18 protein-coding genes and 1 pseudogene are annotated in these 18,580 nt (G+C 41.7%); 17 read left to right on the top strand and 2 right to left on the bottom strand.

Features of this window, described 5'->3' with window-relative positions:
* The first annotated feature begins 1 nt into the window (after window position 1).
* From argJ to GPA07_RS14235, 8 genes are all read left to right on the top strand, one after another.
* Window positions 2–1,222, top strand: coding sequence for a bifunctional ornithine acetyltransferase/N-acetylglutamate synthase (gene argJ / locus GPA07_RS14270; RefSeq protein WP_008355247.1), 1,221 nt, complete (start codon window positions 2–4; stop codon window positions 1,220–1,222).
* Window positions 1,223–1,236: 14 nt separating this feature from the next.
* Window positions 1,237–2,013: an acetylglutamate kinase gene (gene argB / locus GPA07_RS14265; protein WP_008355249.1), complete on the top strand. Its 777-nt coding sequence runs from the start codon at window positions 1,237–1,239 to the stop codon at window positions 2,011–2,013.
* Window positions 2,010–3,161, top strand: coding sequence for an acetylornithine transaminase (locus GPA07_RS14260; RefSeq protein ID WP_008355252.1), 1,152 nt, complete (start codon window positions 2,010–2,012; stop codon window positions 3,159–3,161). The genes argB and GPA07_RS14260 overlap by 4 nt, the downstream gene beginning before the upstream one ends.
* 69 nt (window positions 3,162–3,230) lie before the next feature.
* Window positions 3,231–4,292: a carbamoyl phosphate synthase small subunit gene (locus GPA07_RS14255; RefSeq protein WP_008355254.1), complete on the top strand. Its 1,062-nt coding sequence runs from the start codon at window positions 3,231–3,233 to the stop codon at window positions 4,290–4,292.
* The gene (locus GPA07_RS14250; RefSeq protein ID WP_157292851.1) at window positions 4,285–7,365 is read left to right on the top strand and encodes a carbamoyl-phosphate synthase (glutamine-hydrolyzing) large subunit; all 3,081 of its coding nucleotides are present in this window, start codon (window positions 4,285–4,287) and stop codon (window positions 7,363–7,365) included. The genes GPA07_RS14255 and GPA07_RS14250 overlap by 8 nt, the downstream gene beginning before the upstream one ends.
* A complete protein-coding gene (gene argF, locus GPA07_RS14245) occupies window positions 7,362–8,312 on the top strand; it encodes an ornithine carbamoyltransferase (protein WP_157292850.1) in 951 nt (316 codons plus the stop codon). The genes GPA07_RS14250 and argF overlap by 4 nt, the downstream gene beginning before the upstream one ends.
* 101 nt (window positions 8,313–8,413) lie before the next feature.
* Window positions 8,414–8,593 (top strand): YjzC family protein, encoded by a 180-nt coding sequence (locus GPA07_RS14240; RefSeq protein WP_071167791.1) that lies wholly within the window; start codon window positions 8,414–8,416, stop codon window positions 8,591–8,593.
* A 167-nt stretch (window positions 8,594–8,760) separates the two neighbouring features.
* The gene (locus GPA07_RS14235) at window positions 8,761–10,026 is read left to right on the top strand and encodes an MFS transporter (protein WP_157292849.1); all 1,266 of its coding nucleotides are present in this window, start codon (window positions 8,761–8,763) and stop codon (window positions 10,024–10,026) included.
* A gap of 118 nt (window positions 10,027–10,144) precedes the next feature.
* Here GPA07_RS14235 and GPA07_RS14230 read toward each other — a convergent pair whose 3' ends face one another.
* Window positions 10,145–10,339 (bottom strand): YjzD family protein, encoded by a 195-nt coding sequence (locus tag GPA07_RS14230; protein WP_071167789.1) that lies wholly within the window; start codon window positions 10,337–10,339, stop codon window positions 10,145–10,147.
* 297 nt (window positions 10,340–10,636) lie between these two features.
* On the opposite strand from GPA07_RS14230, the pseudogene GPA07_RS14225 reads away from it, so the two are divergent.
* The 5 genes and pseudogenes from GPA07_RS14225 (at window position 10,637) to GPA07_RS14205 (ending at window position 13,921) form a co-directional block, all read left to right on the top strand.
* Window positions 10,637–11,094 (top strand): annotated as a pseudogene (locus GPA07_RS14225) (DinB family protein).
* 173 nt (window positions 11,095–11,267) lie between these two features.
* On the top strand, window positions 11,268–12,008 hold the full coding sequence (locus GPA07_RS14220) for an alpha/beta fold hydrolase (protein ID WP_008355266.1): 741 nt from the start codon (window positions 11,268–11,270) through the stop codon (window positions 12,006–12,008).
* A gap of 75 nt (window positions 12,009–12,083) precedes the next feature.
* Complete coding sequence (locus GPA07_RS14215) at window positions 12,084–12,662, top strand: hypothetical protein (RefSeq protein ID WP_008355268.1); 579 nt, start codon at window positions 12,084–12,086, stop codon at window positions 12,660–12,662.
* Between the two features lie 90 nt (window positions 12,663–12,752).
* The gene (locus GPA07_RS14210; protein WP_008355270.1) at window positions 12,753–13,712 is read left to right on the top strand and encodes a BMP family ABC transporter substrate-binding protein; all 960 of its coding nucleotides are present in this window, start codon (window positions 12,753–12,755) and stop codon (window positions 13,710–13,712) included.
* Between the two features lie 11 nt (window positions 13,713–13,723).
* A complete protein-coding gene (locus tag GPA07_RS14205; RefSeq protein WP_008355272.1) occupies window positions 13,724–13,921 on the top strand; it encodes a ComZ family protein in 198 nt (65 codons plus the stop codon).
* A 9-nt stretch (window positions 13,922–13,930) separates the two neighbouring features.
* On the opposite strand, the gene GPA07_RS14200 is transcribed toward GPA07_RS14205, so the two are convergent.
* Entirely contained in the window at window positions 13,931–14,164 is a 234-nt protein-coding gene (locus GPA07_RS14200; protein ID WP_008355274.1) for a hypothetical protein, read from the bottom strand.
* Between the two features lie 169 nt (window positions 14,165–14,333).
* On the opposite strand from GPA07_RS14200, the gene GPA07_RS14195 reads away from it, so the two are divergent.
* From GPA07_RS14195 to GPA07_RS14180, 4 genes are all read left to right on the top strand, one after another.
* Entirely contained in the window at window positions 14,334–15,272 is a 939-nt protein-coding gene (locus tag GPA07_RS14195; protein WP_071167787.1) for a beta-ketoacyl-ACP synthase III, read from the top strand.
* A 21-nt stretch (window positions 15,273–15,293) separates the two neighbouring features.
* On the top strand, window positions 15,294–16,535 hold the full coding sequence (gene fabF, locus GPA07_RS14190) for a beta-ketoacyl-ACP synthase II (RefSeq protein WP_071167786.1): 1,242 nt from the start codon (window positions 15,294–15,296) through the stop codon (window positions 16,533–16,535).
* A 77-nt stretch (window positions 16,536–16,612) separates the two neighbouring features.
* Window positions 16,613–17,410 carry a DUF2268 domain-containing putative Zn-dependent protease gene (locus GPA07_RS14185; RefSeq protein WP_008355281.1) on the top strand — a complete coding sequence of 266 codons (798 nt, stop codon included), beginning with the start codon at window positions 16,613–16,615 and terminating at the stop codon, window positions 17,408–17,410.
* Between the two features lie 167 nt (window positions 17,411–17,577).
* The gene (locus tag GPA07_RS14180) at window positions 17,578–18,558 is read left to right on the top strand and encodes an ABC transporter ATP-binding protein (RefSeq protein WP_071167785.1); all 981 of its coding nucleotides are present in this window, start codon (window positions 17,578–17,580) and stop codon (window positions 18,556–18,558) included.
* Window positions 18,559–18,580: the final 22 nt, after the last annotated feature.

Below are 18,580 nucleotides of genomic sequence, written 5' to 3'. Positions count from 1 at the left end.
CATGATCGAATTGAATGAGAAAAAAATTGTCAAAATAGACGGTGACGTATCATCACCAAAAGGCTTTGAAGCGAAGGGAATTCATATTGGATTACGCTATTCAAAAAAAGACCTTGGCTTGATCGTCAGTGAAGTACCAGCAACGAGTGCCGCGGTATACACACAAAGTCACTTTCAAGCTGCGCCTCTACAAGTCACACAAAAAAGCTTAAAAAAGACGGGTCAATTAAAAGGTGTGATTGTCAATAGTGCCATCGCTAACGCATGTACTGGTGAGCAGGGATTAAAGGATGCATACGACATGCAGGCAGCCTGTGCAGACATGTTAGGGACAGAACCTGATTACATTGCCGTCTCGTCTACTGGCGTCATTGGCGAATGCCTGGATATGGATAAAATCAAAAAAGGCATCACCGAGCTAAAAGAAGCAAAAGCAGAAAAAGGTCATTTTGAAGAGGCGATCTTAACGACAGATACGGTCATTAAAAATACAACATACACCCTGACGATAGACGGTAAAGAGATTCTTATTTCAGGTGCAGCAAAGGGTTCTGGTATGATTCATCCGAACATGGCAACAATGCTTGGCTTTGTCACAACAGATGCAAATGTCGAACAGGAAGCCTTACAAAATGCACTTCGTGACATTACAGATGTGACTTTTAACCAGATTACCGTCGATGGAGAAACATCGACAAACGATATGGTGCTTGTGATGGCAAATGGAATGGCAGAAAATCATGCGTTAAATGAAGAACATCCAGAATGGCCATTGTTTAAAGAAGGATTAAAACGAGCTTGTGAGGATTTAGCAAAAGAGATTGCAAGAGACGGAGAAGGCGCAACCAAATTAATCGAAGCGAAAGTCGTAGGTGCTAAAAACAACTTAGAAGCCGGTATCATTGCGAAAAAAATCGTAGGTTCAAGTCTTGTGAAAACAGCCGTATATGGCACGGATGCAAACTGGGGACGGATTGTCGGAGCCATCGGTCATAGCGCAGCTTCAGTTACACCGGAAGAGGTTGAAGTTTATTTAGGCGGGCAATGTCTGTTTAAACATAATGAACCACAGCCTTTTTCAGAAGAGGAAGCCAAAGCGTATTTAGAGCAGGATGAGGTTACGATTTTGATTCAAATGAATGAAGGAAATGGTGAAGCGGCAGCATGGGGCTGTGACCTTACCTATGATTACGTGAAAATTAACGCGAGCTATCGCACATAATGAAGGGGATAGACATGGATAAAACGATCGTGTTCAAGTGTGGAGGCAGTGTCATTCGAGAACTTTCAGAAACCTTTTATGAAAATGTCCGCTCACTTCAAGCTGCTGGATTTAAGCTGGCTATCGTACATGGCGGAGGTCCTGAAATCACCAGCATGCTGCAAAAATTAGATGTGAAAACGGAATTTGTTGATGGACAGCGTAAAACAACAAAGCCGGTGTTAGAGGTAGCCGAAATGGTTCTTTCGGGAACGGTGAATAAATACTTTGTTTCAGAACTGGCAAAGCATGATATTTCATCTGTTGGTGTATCTGGTAAAGATGGACAGATGCTTATCGCGGATTTTCTTGATCAAGATGTGTATGGCTACGTTGGTGAAATCAAAGAAGTCAATCCTGAGATGGCAGAAGCTTTAATGGATAAACAATTCATTCCTGTCATTGCTCCGCTATCTATGACCGAAGAATGCCAAACCTTAAATGTGAATGCCGATTTAGCAGCATCAGCTGTTGCAGGAGCCATGAAAGCCGACAAACTGATGTTTGTCACAGACGTGGAAGGCATCTTAAAAGATGGTGAGCTGTTAGACATCGTCACCGAACAGGAAGCCCTCTCACTCATTGATGAAGGCATTATTTCCGGGGGAATGATTCCAAAAGTTCAATCAGCTTTAAGTGCTTTATCAGGAGATGTGGATGAAGTCATGATCGTCAATGGCAAAGGCAGTCTCTTTACAGGGGAAACATTTAAAGGAACAAGAATTGTGAAACAAAAGGAGGCGGTCCTGTGAGTCATCTCTTTCAAACGTATGGCCGGTGGAATGTTGAAATTAAAGAGGCATCAGGTTCTTGGGCAGTCGATACAAATGGGAAAAAGTATTTAGACTTTATTCAAGGCATTGCGGTGACAAACTTAGGTCACAATCATCCAAAGGTCAATCAAGCCATCAAGAAGCAGCTTGACGAGGTCTGGCATGTATCGAACCTGTTTGAAAATGGTCTGCAAGAAAAAGCAGCAGAAAAGCTGGCAGCAAACAGTTCAGGGGATCTCGTATTTTTCTGCAATAGCGGGGCTGAAGCAAATGAAGGAGCCATTAAATTAGCACGTAAAGCGACAGGGAAAACAAATATTGTGACATTTTTGCACTCTTTCCATGGGCGCACGTATGCTGGTATGGCTGCCACAGGTCAAGATAAAATCAAAACTGGTTTTGGACCGATGCTGGAAGGCTTTCATTATGTACCGTTTAATGACCCTGAAGCTATTGCATCATGTGAAGTTGATGATGTGGCAGCGGTCATGCTGGAAGTGGTGCAAGGTGAAGGTGGAGTGAATCCAGCTACAGGGGAATTTCTAGAGGCAGTTCAAGCGTTTTGCAAAAAACATCAAGCACTGCTCATCGTAGATGAAATCCAAACGGGCATTGGAAGAACAGGCACAGCATTTGCATACGAGCAAGCGGGACTTGATCCTGATATTATCTCAGCTGCAAAAGGGTTAGGAAATGGTTTCCCAGTCGGTGCGGTGATAGGAAAAAAAGCTTTAGGAGACGCATTCTCACCAGGTTCACATGGCACAACATTTGGTGGCAACATGCTCGCCATGTCAGCTGTGAACGCAACTCTTGATGTGATATTCAAAGAAGAATTTCTTTCAGAGGTCAAAGAAAAGGGTGCTTACCTTTTAACAAAACTGCAAGATGTCAAACAGCTGAACATCGTAAAAGAAGTACGAGGAAAAGGATTAATGGCGGGGATTGAGTGTCATCAGCCAGTCGGTGATTATATTACAGCCCTTAGAGAACAAGGTTTGCTGGTGCTTCCAGCGGGTCCGAATGTCATTCGTTTATTACCTCCGCTCAATGTGGAAAAAGCAGAATTGGATCAAGCAATAGAAGCGATTATTCAAGTTTTAGCAAATGAAACGGTGACAGTGTAAATTTTTTTACATCAATTCGCATAAAAATACATTTATATAATTAATTATTCATTTTGGGGTGACACAAGCATGAAAGGTTATTTAAATTTAGAAGATGGAGCCTCTTTTGAAGGAGATCTGACAGGAGATGCTGGCATGACTGGTGAAGTGGTCTTTTTTACAGGCATGACAGGTTATCAAGAGGTGCTCACAGACCCTTCCTATAAAGGACAGATCATTGTTTTCACGTATCCGCTCATCGGAAATTATGGCATCAATCATGAAGACTTTGAGAGCAAAAAACCACAAGTAAAAGCTGTGGTTGTCTATGAGGCAGCGGAGCACTTTTCTCACCATCTAGCAGCGGTAAGCATAAAAGAATATTTACAAAAGTGGAACATTCCGCTTCTTACACATACAGATACCCGCGCTGTTGTGCAGAAAATCCGGGCAAACGGCACAATGAATGCTGTCCTCAGTTTAGACGAAAACGAAACGCCGCCGGCGATGAAGCAAGTCAATGTGGTCGAGCAGGTAACAGAAGATGAGATCTACACACAAGGCAGCGGTCAAGAACATGTGGCGCTCATTGATTTTGGCTTTAAAAAGTCAATTGCAGACTCACTTGAGGCGCGCGGCTGTCAAGTAACAGTCATTCCATACAAGCAAATGGAAAAGGTGTTTGACATCAAGCCAGACGCGATTCTGCTGTCAAACGGACCTGGAGATCCCAAAACAATGAAGCCTTATTTAAAGACCATTCATCACATCATGATGACCTTCCCAACACTTGGTATCTGCTTAGGTCATCAATTAATTGCTCTTGCACTCGGCGGAGACACGTATAAACTTCCTTTTGGGCACAGAGGAGCGAATCACCCCGTACAAGATACAGAATCAAAACGTGTCTTTATGACAAGTCAAAATCACAGCTACGTAGTCAATGAAAAAAGCATGAATGACAAAGAAGTGGATGTCAAATTCCTCCACGTGAATGACGGATCTGTTGAAGGATTCATTCATAAAGAGAAACTAATTATGTCAGTTCAGTTTCATCCAGAAGCACACCCAGGGCCTGCTGAAAGTGAATGGGTTTTCGATGATTTTATTGAGAAAGTGAAACAAGCAAGGAGAGAAGTTGCACATGCCTAAAGATCAAAGCATACAAACCATTCTAGTCATCGGGTCTGGTCCAATCATCATTGGTCAGGCAGCAGAATTTGATTACTCAGGTACACAAGGATGTATGGCCTTAAAAGAAGAAGGCTACAACGTCATTTTAGTCAATAACAACCCGGCAACCATTATGACAGACGAGTCATTTGCTGATGAAATCTATTTTGAACCGCTTTCAGTTGATTCAGTGACAAGAATCATTGAAAAGGAGAAACCGGATGGGCTCTTAGCCAACCTTGGCGGACAGACGGCGCTCAACCTTGCTGTCGAGTTAGAAAAAGCCGGCGTGCTAAAAAAGCATGGGGTGAAACTGCTCGGTACGTCAGTTGAAACAATTGAAAACGGTGAAGATCGTGAGAAATTCCGTGCCCTCATGAAGCATTTGAACGAACCTGTACCAGAAAGTGAAATTGTGGATAATGCGAAAGACGCGCTTCAATTTGCAAAAGAAGTGGGCTTCCCTGTTATTCTTCGACCAGCCTACACACTTGGCGGTAAAGGGGGAGGAATCGCTTTAACGGAAGAGGCTTTTAAACCGCTCATTGAAGGGGCCCTTCTAGCGAGTCCGATTCACCAGTGTCTAGTAGAAAAAAGCATTGCGGGCTTTAAAGAAGTCGAATATGAGGTCATGAGAGATCGTCAAAATACGTGTATTACTGTTTGTAACATGGAAAATATCGATCCAGTTGGTGTGCATACAGGAGACTCGATTGTCGTTGCACCGTCACAGACATTAACGGATCAGGATTATCAAATGCTCCGCTCAGCGAGTCTGAAAATCATTTCAGCACTGGATGTCGTTGGCGGATGCAACATCCAATTTGCTCTTGATCCACTCAGCAAAGAATATTTCGTCATCGAGGTCAATCCTCGGGTCAGCCGTTCTTCCGCTCTTGCATCAAAAGCAACAGGCTATCCGATTGCCAAAATGGCCGCAAAGCTTGCGGTCGGCTATACATTAGACGAATTGAAAAACCCGCTCACAGGTACAACCTATGCTAGCTTTGAGCCGGCACTCGATTATGTTGTGGTGAAATTCCCGCGCTGGCCGTTCGATAAATTTAAACAGGCAGATCGCAAATTAGGCACAAAAATGAAGGCGACTGGTGAAGTCATGGCCATTGACCGTAATTTAGAATCCGCCATTCAAAAAGCAGTCGCATCACTTGAGATCAACACAAAAGGCTTCCATTTGCCCGAACTGAAAGAACAATCAACTGAACAATTATTTGAATTAATCAAAACACCTGACGATCGCCGCTTCTTCGCTGTCATGGAGCTTCTTTCCAGACAAGAAACGGTTGAAACGATTCATCAAGTGACGAAAATTGATCTATTTTTCTTACATGTGTTCAAGCATATGATCACACTTGAACAGGAGCTGAAGGAGCATAAGGGAACGTTATCAAAAGACACTTTGAAAAAGGTAAAGGAAAAGGGCTTCCTTGATGAAACAATCGCTTTTCTCACGGGGAGCAGTGAAGAAGCGATTAGACAGCTTCGTCAAGAATATGGCATTGCTGCTTCATTTAAAATTGTCGATACATGTGCTGCGGAATTCGATGCGAAAACGAATTACTTCTATTCTACGTACTTTGGAAAAAGTGATGGCGAGCATCAGCAGAAAACAAAGCAGCGTGCACTCATCATTGGCTCAGGTCCGATTCGAATTGGGCAAGGAGTCGAGTTTGATTATAGTGCTGTGCATGGAGTTCTTACCTTGCAAAAGCTTGGATTTGAAACCATCATGATGAACAATAATCCAGAAACGGTAAGTACCGATTATGAGATTGCCGATCGTTTATACTTTGAGCCAATTACGTTAGAGCATATCTTAAACGTAGTTGAAGCGGAACAAATTGATTTTGTCATCGTTCAGTTTGGCGGACAGACAGCGATTAATGTGGCAGAAGGTTTAGAAAAAGCCGGAGTCACTTTGTTAGGTACATCCTTTGCCACATTAGATGCATTAGAGGATCGTGATTTGTTCTATCAGCTTCTTGATGAACTGAATCTGCCTCATGCAAAAGGAGATACAGCTCATTCAAAAGAGGAAGCACTCGTGCATGCCGCAAGCATCGGGTATCCTGTCCTTATTCGTCCATCGTATGTCATTGGCGGAATGGGGATGATCGTTGTTCAATCAGAAGATCAATTGGCATCACTGCTTGATCAGCCGGATCATTTGCCTTATCCGATCCTCATTGATGAGTACGTCACTGGAAAAGAAGTTGAAGTCGATCTCATTTCTGACGGCAAGAAGACATTCATTCCAACGATCGTTGAGCATATTGAAAAAGCGGGCGTACACTCAGGTGACAGCTTTGCCATCTTACCAAGTGTCTCCATCAGTGAGGACATCAAACAGCAGGTGTACAGCGCCTCTGAACAAATAGCAAAGAAATTAGCATTTAAAGGCATCATGAATATTCAATTTGTGATCAAAGGGGATCAGGCGCTTGTATTAGAGGTGAACCCTCGGGCAAGCCGAACGGTCCCAGTTGTTAGTAAAGTCATGGGCATTGAAATGATTCCAATGGCTACCCAGTTATTAGCTGGTGCGACGCTTGAAGAATTGAACCCTTCAACGAAAAATAAAGGGGGAACAGCTGTTAAATTCCCAGTCTTCTCGTCTCATGCCATTCAAGATATTGATTTAAAACTGACACCTGAAATGAAAGCGACAGGTGAAGGAATGTGTGTAGGAAAGAATGTGGAAAGCGCCTTGAAAAAAGTATTTGCGCCAATTTGGCAAAAGAAAGGAAGTCTTTTTATACAAGGCAGTGAACAATTAATAAATGCAGCGAAACGTGCAGGCTTTGACGTCTGGACGGCCAGCTTTGAATCTTGGCTACAACAAGACGATAAATCTCTTCACATTCATTTAGGGGATGATGAAGAAGCAAAAGAGCAGCGTGTAAAAGCCCTCACACATGGTGTTCAAGTCCTTACCGAATATGAAACAGCTCAAGCATTCCTGCAAGGGAAAGATGGAGATGTTTCACCAGTATCTCTCCATGAATTATATAAAAAGGAAGTGACGGCATGAGTCAAGTCGACGTGCAACCCACATTATACGGAAAAGACTTTTTATCGCTAAAAGATTTTTCAGTCCATGACATTGCTTACTTAATTGAAAAAGCAGAAGAAATGAAACAACATCCATATCAAGATTTATTCAAAGGAAAAACGTTAGCCATGATCTTTGAAAAATCTTCAACTAGAACCCGTGTCTCGTTTGAAGCGGGAATGACGCAGCTAGGGGGACATGCACTTTTCCTCAGCTCAAATGATCTGCAAATTGGCAGAGGAGAAACGATTAGTGATACCGCCCAGGTGCTGTCTGGCTATGTAGATGGTATTATGATTCGAACCTTTGAACATGAGAAGGTAGAAGAACTTGCAAAATACGCATCCATTCCTGTCATAAACGGATTGACTGACTACTCACATCCATGTCAGGCACTTGCTGATTTATTGACAATAAAAGAAGCAAAAGGAACATTAAAAGGTGTGAAAGTGGCATATATCGGTGATGGAAATAATGTGGCTCATTCCTTGATGGTCGGCTGTGCGCAGTTAGGCTGTGACATTGCTGTTGCATCACCAAAAGGCTATGAACCACTTCAAGACGTGACAGATACTGCTCGTGAGTTTGCCAAACAATCAGGTGCAGAAGTGATCGTCACAACAGATCCAGTAGCTGCTGTTCAGCATGCAGATGTCATTTATTCAGACGTATTTACAAGCATGGGGCAGGAAGCTGAAACAGAGAAACGTCTAGCTGAATTTAAAGAATATCAAGTCAATACTGACCTCATGCGTCATGCCGCAAAAGATTATATCTTCCTTCATTGTCTGCCGGCACATCGCGGAGAAGAAGTGACAGCTGATATCATTGATGGACCGCACTCAAAGGTGTTTCAGCAGGCAGAAAATCGCTTGCATGTGCAAAAAGCGTTAATTAAAGAGCTCATGTATCAACAACCAAAATAGATCAAGTGTCCCTGTCTCGAATGAGCAGGGACTTTTTGCATATTGGATTGGAGAGGCAATGGACGGGACATAATAACAACAATCGAGAAAGGAGGATGGAAATGGGTCAGCAGCATCAGTTTAAATCTGGGAATAAAGCACCTAATAATGGTATCTATATCGAAATCGGTGAGACCGGCAGTATGGTAAAAGATCCTTTAAAGATTAAGCTTAAAGCAGGCGACGTCTTTCCGGATAACTCGAACCATAACCGTGTTTGGACCTACCAAAGAAAGCCGTAAGCAATTGACTAAGAGTCTGTATGAATAAGTCTTTAGAGGCATGTGTCATGCCTCTTTTTTCTTTATAATAAAAAACAATTAAGTTCAAATTTTCAAATAAATAGTATGAAAAAAAGAGAAAATGAGGTAAAATATGTAAATAGTAAACAGTTGAAAGGATTTGTGTGATGGAAAAGATGAATCTCAGTGAAAGTGTTTGGAATAAACGCTTCACCTCATTATTCATATCAAGGCTCATAAAAAATACAGGTGAAAGTTTTGCTTTTACATCCGTTCTTTGGCTATTGATTTTAAGAGGGGATGGAGCGCTCGGTACAGGACTTCTTCTAGCAGTGACAGTTCTTCCTTCATCATTGTTAGCCCCAATACTAGGACCTCTTATGAAAAAACACCATTTGTCTAAATGGATGTTCGCTTCAGATGTCGTTCGAGCAACAATTGTACTCATCATCCCACTACTACATTTTTCGCACATATTGCCTCTATGGTTATTGATCTCATTAATGGTTATTCAATCGGCAACAGGTGCAGCATATAACCCAGCTTCTGTGGCGATTTTACCGCAGATTGTTCCGAAGCATCTCATTCAAAAAGCAAATGCCATCCTGCAATCTTCCTTTGAAATTGTCGCTCTTGCTGCAGTGATGGTAGCAGGTCTTTTGGTCAAATTAATTGGACCTGCAGATACCCTCTTGATCACCACTGTCTTATTTATCATATCTGGCCTGTTTATTATTGGCGTCAAACTGAAGAAGTCAGACAAAGAGAAAGCAGCAGACATTAAACAAGCAAAGAATACATATCTGTACAACCTAAAAAGAGGCTTTCTAGTCGTCAAAAATCATCATATCTTATTTGCGCTGACCCTTTACTGTATTTTAATGAATGTCGCAGCGGCTCCGTGGCAGGCATTATCCGCTGTATACGTAGCGGAAGCGCTGCAAAGTGATGCAATGGTATATTCCATTTTAAGAGGCGTCGCCGCAGTCGGTGCGTTTATGATGGGCTTTGCGCTGGCGAAGGTGAAAATTAAAAGGTTTGGCTTGTTCTTTATTGTCGCTGGCATGATTGAAGGTGCAGCGTTCTTTATCACAGGGATGAGCACATGGCTGCCGGTCGTTCTTTTTGCTTCCTTTATTTTTGGTGCAGCGGTCAGTGCAATTAATGTTCCGGAAATGGTCATTATTCAAACCTCTGTTGACCAAGAAGATCAGCCGCAAGTCTATGCAGTGATCAATGCGTCATCCAATGTCTTTCTCCCGCTTGCTGCTGTTATATCGGGCGTTCTGGCAGAACGATTTGGAGCGGGGCCTGTCATTGCTGGGGGAGGCGTGCTAGAAATTTTATCAGGCATCGCGATCTTCCTGTTTACAGGGCTTGCAAAAAGCCATTTGACAGCTGACAAACAGCAGTCTGAAACGGTTGAGGTGTAAATCAATAAAAAATACCCCCTGGTTGCTAAACAGGGGGTTTTGGCGTGCCGCTTTTCACATCACGCTGAAAAAAAGAAAAAGAGCTGAAATAAATGATTTCAGCTCTTTTTCAGCCATATTAAGAATGTTTTGTTGAACTTTCCGTTTCTTTCATTGGACTTACTTCAGCAAAGATGAATAAAATAACCGTAAACACTACTGCAAGAATGGAAGTTAACATAAAATCATAAGCAGCTCCATTCATAGATGCAACGATGTAACCAGCCATATGTGTCAGCAGAAAAGTCCAAATGAGGGTGATAATGTAATGCATTATTCCACCGTCCTTTATGTAACAATCTATTGACTATCATATCATAGATAAGAGGTAAGGGAAAAGACTGTTTTGCTCCAATTGTGAGCATTTTCATCATTGGACTTTAACAAGTGGTTGAATGTGATGATTCCCCGCAGATAAAACAGGTATTTATTGCAGGATTCGTACTGAAGCCCCAATAATAAGAAGTGACTGTACTTCACGTAGACAGGGAAATGCACAAGAGAAAAAATAAAACGCGCTGAATAATAAGTAACATGAAAAATATTTGACCTATAAGAAAGGGGGACAAGAATGAAAGAACGCCATGTGAATCTTTTCAAACAGTTAGAGACTTATCGAGCTGCTATTTTAGATAGTTTAGATGATGTAAGTGCAGATGAAGCTGAGATCATCCCAAATCATTTTCATAATAATATCAGGTGGAATATGGGACATCTTTACTTGGATCAATACTTATGGATTGAGACTTTAACGAAAGAGAAAACTGAGGTTCCAGATACTTTTCGCAAATGGTTTGGTTATGGGACAACACCAGATCATTTTTCAGATGAAACGCCTTCTTATCTACAATTAAAAAAAGGCTGGAAGAACAGCCTGGTAAAATAATGCAAAAATACTCACGTCGCTTAGAAGTCGAATATCCCCCTACTGAAATGGGGATGCGAACCATTGAACAAGTGTTGATGCGAACCATCTTTCACGAGGGAATGCACCTGCAAGCGATTCTTGATATTAAAAAATGTTTATAATCAATCAAAAAAGTTCTGACGATATAGGAAAGAACCGCTTATATATTTCCATCAAATGTCAGATTCGCTTAAAAGATTAAGAAGATTTCTTTCATATTAGGGGATTTCCTTATTCGTAGATGAGTTGTTTCTCATATCATAGAAAGCAGAATCACTGAAAGGAGGCTAGCCATATGGGTGTAAGTGAACGTTTTATTCAGCTTGGTTCCCAGTGGAACGTCATCCACCTTCCTCAAAAACCAAATGGCTTTGGCATTCTAATCCTCGGTGACCGGAATCACTTTGTGCAGGAAAACACATCATTCTGGCTTCAGCATTATGGGAGAAACCAGCTTTTAACTGCTTTAAAGGATGAAGGGTATACATTGTTTAATAGTCATCTTCATGGCAACCACTGGGGATGTGAAGACGCTGTCTTTGATGCTAAACAACTCATTCATTATTCATTAAAACAAGAAATATTAAACCGAGAGATTCATGTGCTTGCAGAAGGAATGGGGGCACTTATTGCGATGAGTCTTGCTGAAGAAATGCCGGAAGTGTTAAGATCCATTGCAATGCTCAATCCTTGTTTAGATCTTAGTGCACATAGAGAGAGGGAGAAAGAGCATAAATTTTTCTACAAACAGCTGATCAGGGAGCTGGCGCAGAGCTACGGCTGCTCTGAACAGGAAGCAGAAACGTATCCACTTCCTTCTTGCCCCGTTCATTCAGCTCATGTACCGATTCATATATGGCAAAGGTTAAATGTTGCACCATACGCGTATGAGCTGCATGCAAAACCTTTTATTGATCAGCACATGATGAATGCAGACCATGGTCAGGTCGATCAGACCTTGCATATGTTTGATCATCCAAGAAGAATCTTTCAGTCCATTCACAAGTTTTATAAATCGCATGAAAGAGAACTATAATGAATAGGATGATAACAGCCCTTCATAGAAAGGGCTCTTCTTTTTATTCGATATGCTAAAAAAGGGGACATGAAGATGGAAACAGGATTGATCATAGGTGCAGATGAATTTTTTGGCCTGACACTTTGTGAATATATGATGAAAGAGGGCATACAAGTCGATATCACGTGTCCACACGATCAGACAGAAGAGCAAAAGCTGCTATTAGGAGAGCGGATGATGTGGCTCGGCCGAAATGACCTCGTTCGTGTCATTGACCTTCAGGATAGCAAAGAGGCGTATGATCTCATCTTTATTCAATCAGAGGATTCACATGAAAAACAGGCAGAGTTGAAAGCAACACATGGGATGTACCGATTACTTTTCGAAGAACCGAAAGACGAATCGTCCAAACAACGTGTGCCAGCTGTTGTCCTTCCTCGTATGTTCGGACCGTGGTCACTCGATGAAAAAAGAAGAACAAGGGAAGATCACTCATTTTTTGTAGAAGATGTCGCAAAGGATCTTTTGAAGTGGGCGTCACACACTGATCAAAGGCAGGAAATGACGCATCAATTGAAGGTCGAAAGACAAACCGATGACCAACAAGCAAAGGAAATAATTGCAGAATGGAAAAGACAAAACTCAACATTTTTCGACAAAAAGCAAGAATGATCTTCCATCTTATCTTTTTTCAGTATAAAATAAACCTATATTTAACATACAGGTTCATACCTGCGTGTTGCAAAGGGAGTTGAACATGGCATGAAGTACCAACGGCTTGTCATGATCTTTTCGTTCCTTCTTTTATTATCTGCCTGCTCGCAGGCGCCTTTAAAAGGACATATTGAGAAGGTGGGTTTACTCGTCCCCGATACGATTAATGATCAAGTTTGGGGAACGAAAGGTTATAAAGGCTTATTAAATATCCAATCAACATTTGGTGTAGATGTTTATTATAAGGAAGGCATGGTCGACAAGGAGAAAATCGTTGATGCCATTGAAGAGTTCCATAAAAAAGGAGTCAATTTGATTATTGGCCATGGCAATGAATACAGCGAAATTTTCAACTTGATCAGTGAAGATTATCCAAAAACACAATTTATTACGGTCAATGGAGGCAAGCCTCAGGCTGACAATGTCACAAACGTGACGTTTAAAGGAGAAGCAATGGGCTTTTTCGGAGGCATGACTGCAGCACATATGTCCAAAACAAAAAAGATTGGTATTCTTGCTACATATGATTGGCAAAGCGAAGTAGACGGCTTTATCAAAGGGGCAAAATATCAAGACGCACATGTGCAAGTTCTAGCGGAATTTGTCGAAAACTGGGATGATGCTGACAAAGCTGTGAACCTCTATCAAAAATTGAAAAAACAAGGTGTAGATGTTGTGTATCCAGCAGGTGATGGTTATAATATCCCTGTCATTGAACAAATCAAAAACGACAATTTATCTGCGATCGGATATGTCACCGATCAATCGAACCTTGGAAGCCATACCGTCTTAACCAGCACAGTACAGCATGTTGATAAAGCGTACAGTATCATTGCGAAGAAGTTTAATGAAGGCAAACTAAACGAAGGTGAATACTCCTTTGACTTTAAAGAAGGAGTGATCGAAATGGGTAAATTTAGCTCAACCATTGACCGCGATTTTGTGAAAGACATAGAGAATGATATCTCGTATTACAAAAAAACGGGCAAACTGCCTAATGAAAAGTGAGGACGTTGAACATGCAGAACGAAAAATCGATGGAGTTTTTACAAATTGCGATGAAGTATTTTCCGCAAGCAAAAGAAGAATTAGATAAAGCAGGGGTTCAGCTTGATCCAGAAGCACTTCAGCCGCTTCTATCATTGTTTACATCTGTCATGCAAGAGGCATATGAGCTTGGAAGAGCAGATGCAGAATCAGAAAAAGCCACACAATAGTGGCTTTTTTTATGATAATTTTTTCTTGAAGGCACTAATCATAGGGCCGACATCTTTAAACACAGGCTTCAATTCATCAATCGAATTCATAATGTTCCCAATCTGATTCATGACATGCATATAGTCAATTGAGTCATCACTTGAAGATGAATCCTTGCGTTCCTCCTTTGATTCTGATTTGTTTTTTTCCTTTTCAAGCGGCTGTCCAAACATCATTGCTGAGAAAATATCTTTTTGCGCCATATCACATGTTCCTTTCTACTATTGGTATATCATTAATCTATGAAAAAAGTGAGAGGAAAGGTTAGACGTTTGTATTGCCAAGGAGAAAAAAATAAGGTAAAATTAGTACCAGATACTAATATAAGATCACAATATTATATGCTCGTATGAGTAAAAGGAGTCTTATTCAATGAATGCTGGAATTATTGGCCTTGGCCGCTATATACCTGAAAAAGTATTAACAAATCGTGATTTAGAAAAAATGGTTGAAACTTCTGACGAGTGGATTCGTACTAGAACAGGTATAGAAGAAAGAAGAATTGCATCTGATGATGTCAATACATCTCATATGGCGCTTGCTGCTGCAAAAAAAGCATTAGCTGATGCAGATGTAGCTGCAGAAGATATTGATATGATTCTTGTAGCGACAGTTACGCCAGATCAAGCATTTCCGACAGTCGCTTGTATGATTCAAGAGCAGCTCGGTGCACATAAAGCATGTGCAATGGATATTAGCGCTGCCTGCGCTGGCTTTATGTATGGGCTTGTTACTGGAAAACAATTTATCGAATCAGGCACATACAAACACGTACTTGTCGTTGGTGTAGAAAAGCTCTCTCGCATTACCGACTGGGATGACCGCAATACGGCTGTCTTGTTTGGAGATGGAGCAGGCGCTGCCGTACTAGGACCAGTGAGCGAAGGAAAAGGAATTCTATCATTTGAGCTTGGAGCCGATGGAAGCGGCGGGAAGCACTTGTACTTAGATGAAAAAGATCATACAATCATGAATGGACGAGAAGTATTTAAATTTGCTGTGAGACAAATGGGTGAATCAAGTGTAAACGTCATCGAAAAAGCTGGACTCTCTAAAGAAGACGTTGACTTCTTAATCCCTCACCAAGCAAATATTCGCATTATGGAAGCAGCACGTGAACGCTTAGAGCTGCCAGTTGAAAAAATGTCGAAGACTGTCCATAAATATGGAAACACATCAGCAGCATCCATTCCAATTTCACTATGTGAAGAAATCGAAGCCGGAAAAATTCATGACGGCGATGTGATTGTAATGGTTGGTTTTGGTGGTGGATTAACGTGGGGCGCAATCGCTATGCGATGGGGCCGATAAAAGAGTGAGGTGCACAAATTAATGGATAAGAAACGGGTAGTTGTTACAGGATTAGGTGCTTTGACACCTCTTGGCAACGATGTAGAGACAACATGGAAAAATGCTGTAGCGGGTGTATCAGGTGTTGGCCCGATTACACGTGTCGATTCAAGCGAATATACCGCAAAAGTAGCTGCAGAACTAAAAGATTTTAACATCGAAGATTACATGGAGAAAAAAGAAGCGAGAAAAATGGCGCGCTTCACACAATATGCAGTCGTTGCTGCTCAAAAGGCTCTAGAAGATTCACGCCTTGAAATTACCGATGAAATCGCACCGCGTGTTGGCGTGTGGGTTGGATCTGGTATTGGCGGACTTGAAACATTTGAAGAGCAGTTCGAAGTGTATTCAAATAAAGGGGCAAGACGCGTAAGTCCTTTCTTTGTCCCAATGATGATTCCAGATATGGCGACAGGCCAAATCTCCATTGCACTTGGCGCAAAAGGGGTTAACTCTTGTACAGTCACAGCGTGTGCAACAGGAACAAACTCCATTGGTGACGCATTTAAAGTCATTCAGCGCGGAGATGCCGATGCGATGATTACAGGCGGAACAGAAGCGCCTTTAACGAAAATGTCGTTTGCTGGCTTTTGCGCGAACAAAGCTCTTTCGACAAATCCTGATCCAAATACAGCAAGCCGTCCATTTGATAAAAACCGTGACGGATTTGTCATGGGTGAGGGAGCGGGGATTGTGGTTCTCGAAGAATTAGAGCATGCGTTAAAACGCGGAGCGACGATTTATGCAGAAATCGTTGGATACGGTTCAACTGGAGACGCATACCATATTACAGCACCTGCTCCAAACGGAGAAGGCGGCGTCCGTGCGATGAAAGAAGCGATTCGTGATGCAGGCTTAAAAGTGGAAGAAATTGATTATATCAATGCCCACGGAACAAGCACGCCGTACAATGATAAATTTGAAACCATGGCGATTAAAGAAGTGTTCGGAGAGCATGCGAATCAGCTTGCGATCAGTTCGACAAAATCAATGACAGGTCACTTACTTGGTGCAGCAGGCGGAGTAGAAGCGATTTTCTCTGTTCTTGCGATCAAAGACAGTGTCATTCCGCCAACAATTAACCTTGAAACACCAGATGAAGAATGTGATCTTGATTATGTAGCAAATGAAGCACGTTCAAAAGAAGTACAAGTTGCTTTGAGTAACTCACTTGGCTTTGGCGGGCATAATGCGACAATTATTTTCAAAAAATACGAAGCGTAATATGCTCTGAGAAGGCGGCGATCTATAAACAGATCGCCGCCTTTTTGCATATGATGAAAATGGAGGTGTTCAGCGGTATGGGTCTGATCAATACACAATATCTCATTGAGCAATCATCATCTTTTCAAGAGCTGGCGGCACGTTTTGTCCCTTATTTTAAAGGAGCATCGAAAAAAGAATGGTCATCTATTCTCACTCATTTACAGCATCACGGGATGGTTCGGTCATGGAATGCCTGCCAGGAAATGATCGACAAGCTCAAAGAAACAGGGTACTTCAAGCTCGTGATGAAAGAATACAAAGCGCTGCAAAAAGAGTGGGAAGGTCCTGATGTTCCTGTCTTTATTTTACCTGTCAATGAGAGCAGTAAAGAGATCAGAGAACAATTTTACTACCAATCCGGTATGGCATTTGACGACAAAATCTTTCTTTTTTTATCCCCGCATACGCCGAAAGAGAGAATTGCTACATTGCTGACACATGAATATCACCATGTATGCAGGTTGCATTTTCTCACGAAAGAAGAAAAAGATTTTACATTCCTTGATACAATCATGATGGAGGGGCTCGCTGAATATGCTGTGTATCATAGGTATGGAGAAAGCTATACAGCAAAGTGGACGACTTTATATGACGAAGCGCAGCTTCAGCGCATGTACAAAAAATGGGTATCCAGTCACCTTGATAAGAAAGTTCAGGACGACGAAAGGCTGATACAGAACCTCCTTTATGGAAAAGGGAACTACCCTAAAATGCTTGGGTACGCCACTGGGTTTTATATCGTGAAAAAGTATTTCAGTGAGCACAGAATCAGTGAGGAGTCTATGATTGCAGAGCCTGCCGAAACCTTTTTAAAAGCGATAGAGTCACAATGAGAATAATTCACATAAAAAGTGACATATTACAATTTTACTAAATACTTCTTGATTTCGTCATGACGATGTAATAATATACAAATATAAATTTTGATCATTCTTTCTATTCTGAAAAGGCGGAATCTTTTGATTCGGTTCATTTGATCTATGAAGAAAGGGGCGAATGCATGAGCACACTGCTTGAAGTGCAAAACTTAAAAACATACTTTTTTCGAAAAAAGGAACCAATACCTGCTGTTGATGGCGTTGATTTTCGTATTAAAAAAGGAGAAACAGTCGCCTTAGTCGGTGAGTCTGGGTCTGGTAAAAGTATTACGTCTTTATCCATCATGGGTCTGATTAATGGGACTGGTGGGAAGATTATGGATGGTTCCATTAAGCTTGATGGAAAAGACCTTGTTACATATAGTGAAAAGGAATTGTGCAGTATTCGGGGTAATGATGTATCCATGATTTTTCAGGAACCCATGACCTCACTTAATCCCGTCTTAACCATCGGGGAACAAATAACAGAAATCCTCATTTACCACAAAAAACTTTCAAAAAAAGAAGCGACCAAAAAAGCGATTGACTTGCTGAAGCTTGTAGGTTTTTCCAGGCCAGAACAAATCATCAAAGATTACCCGCACCGTTTATCCGGTGGTATGCGTCAACGAGTAATGATTGCCATTGCGCTAAGCTGTGATCCGAAGCTCCTCATTGCGGATGAGCCGACTACTGCTCTTGATGTGACCATACAAGCCCAGGTGCTTACCTTAATGAAAGATCTATGTTCAACCTTTGGTACATCTATTCTTCTCATTACGCACGATTTAGGTGTTGTGTCGGAAGTAGCAGATCGGGTTATTGTCATGTACTGCGGACAGGTTGTTGAAAACGGAACTGTCGAAGAGTTGTTTGATCAGCCGCTTCATCCATACACAGAAGGACTGCTTGAATCCATTCCGGTCATTGACGGAGAGATTCAGCCATTAACGGCGATAAAAGGAAATGTCCCTGCGCCAGATCAGCTTCCGGCTGGTTGCCGCTTTGCTCCTAGATGTCCGAAAGTCATGGATCGTTGCAAAGAAGAATTGCCCAAGCTGAACACATTTGAAAATGGCAGAAGCGTCAGGTGTTTCTTATATGAGGAGGCAAGCCAAACATGACACTTGCTGAAAATCAACCATA

The sequence above is a fragment of the Bacillus sp. ms-22 genome, from assembly GCF_009759805.1.
GTDB lineage: Bacteria > Bacillota > Bacilli > Bacillales > Bacillaceae > Bacillus > Bacillus xiamenensis.
Note: the sequence above shows the minus strand (reverse complement) of the source record. Positions and strands in the feature narration are given on the sequence as shown.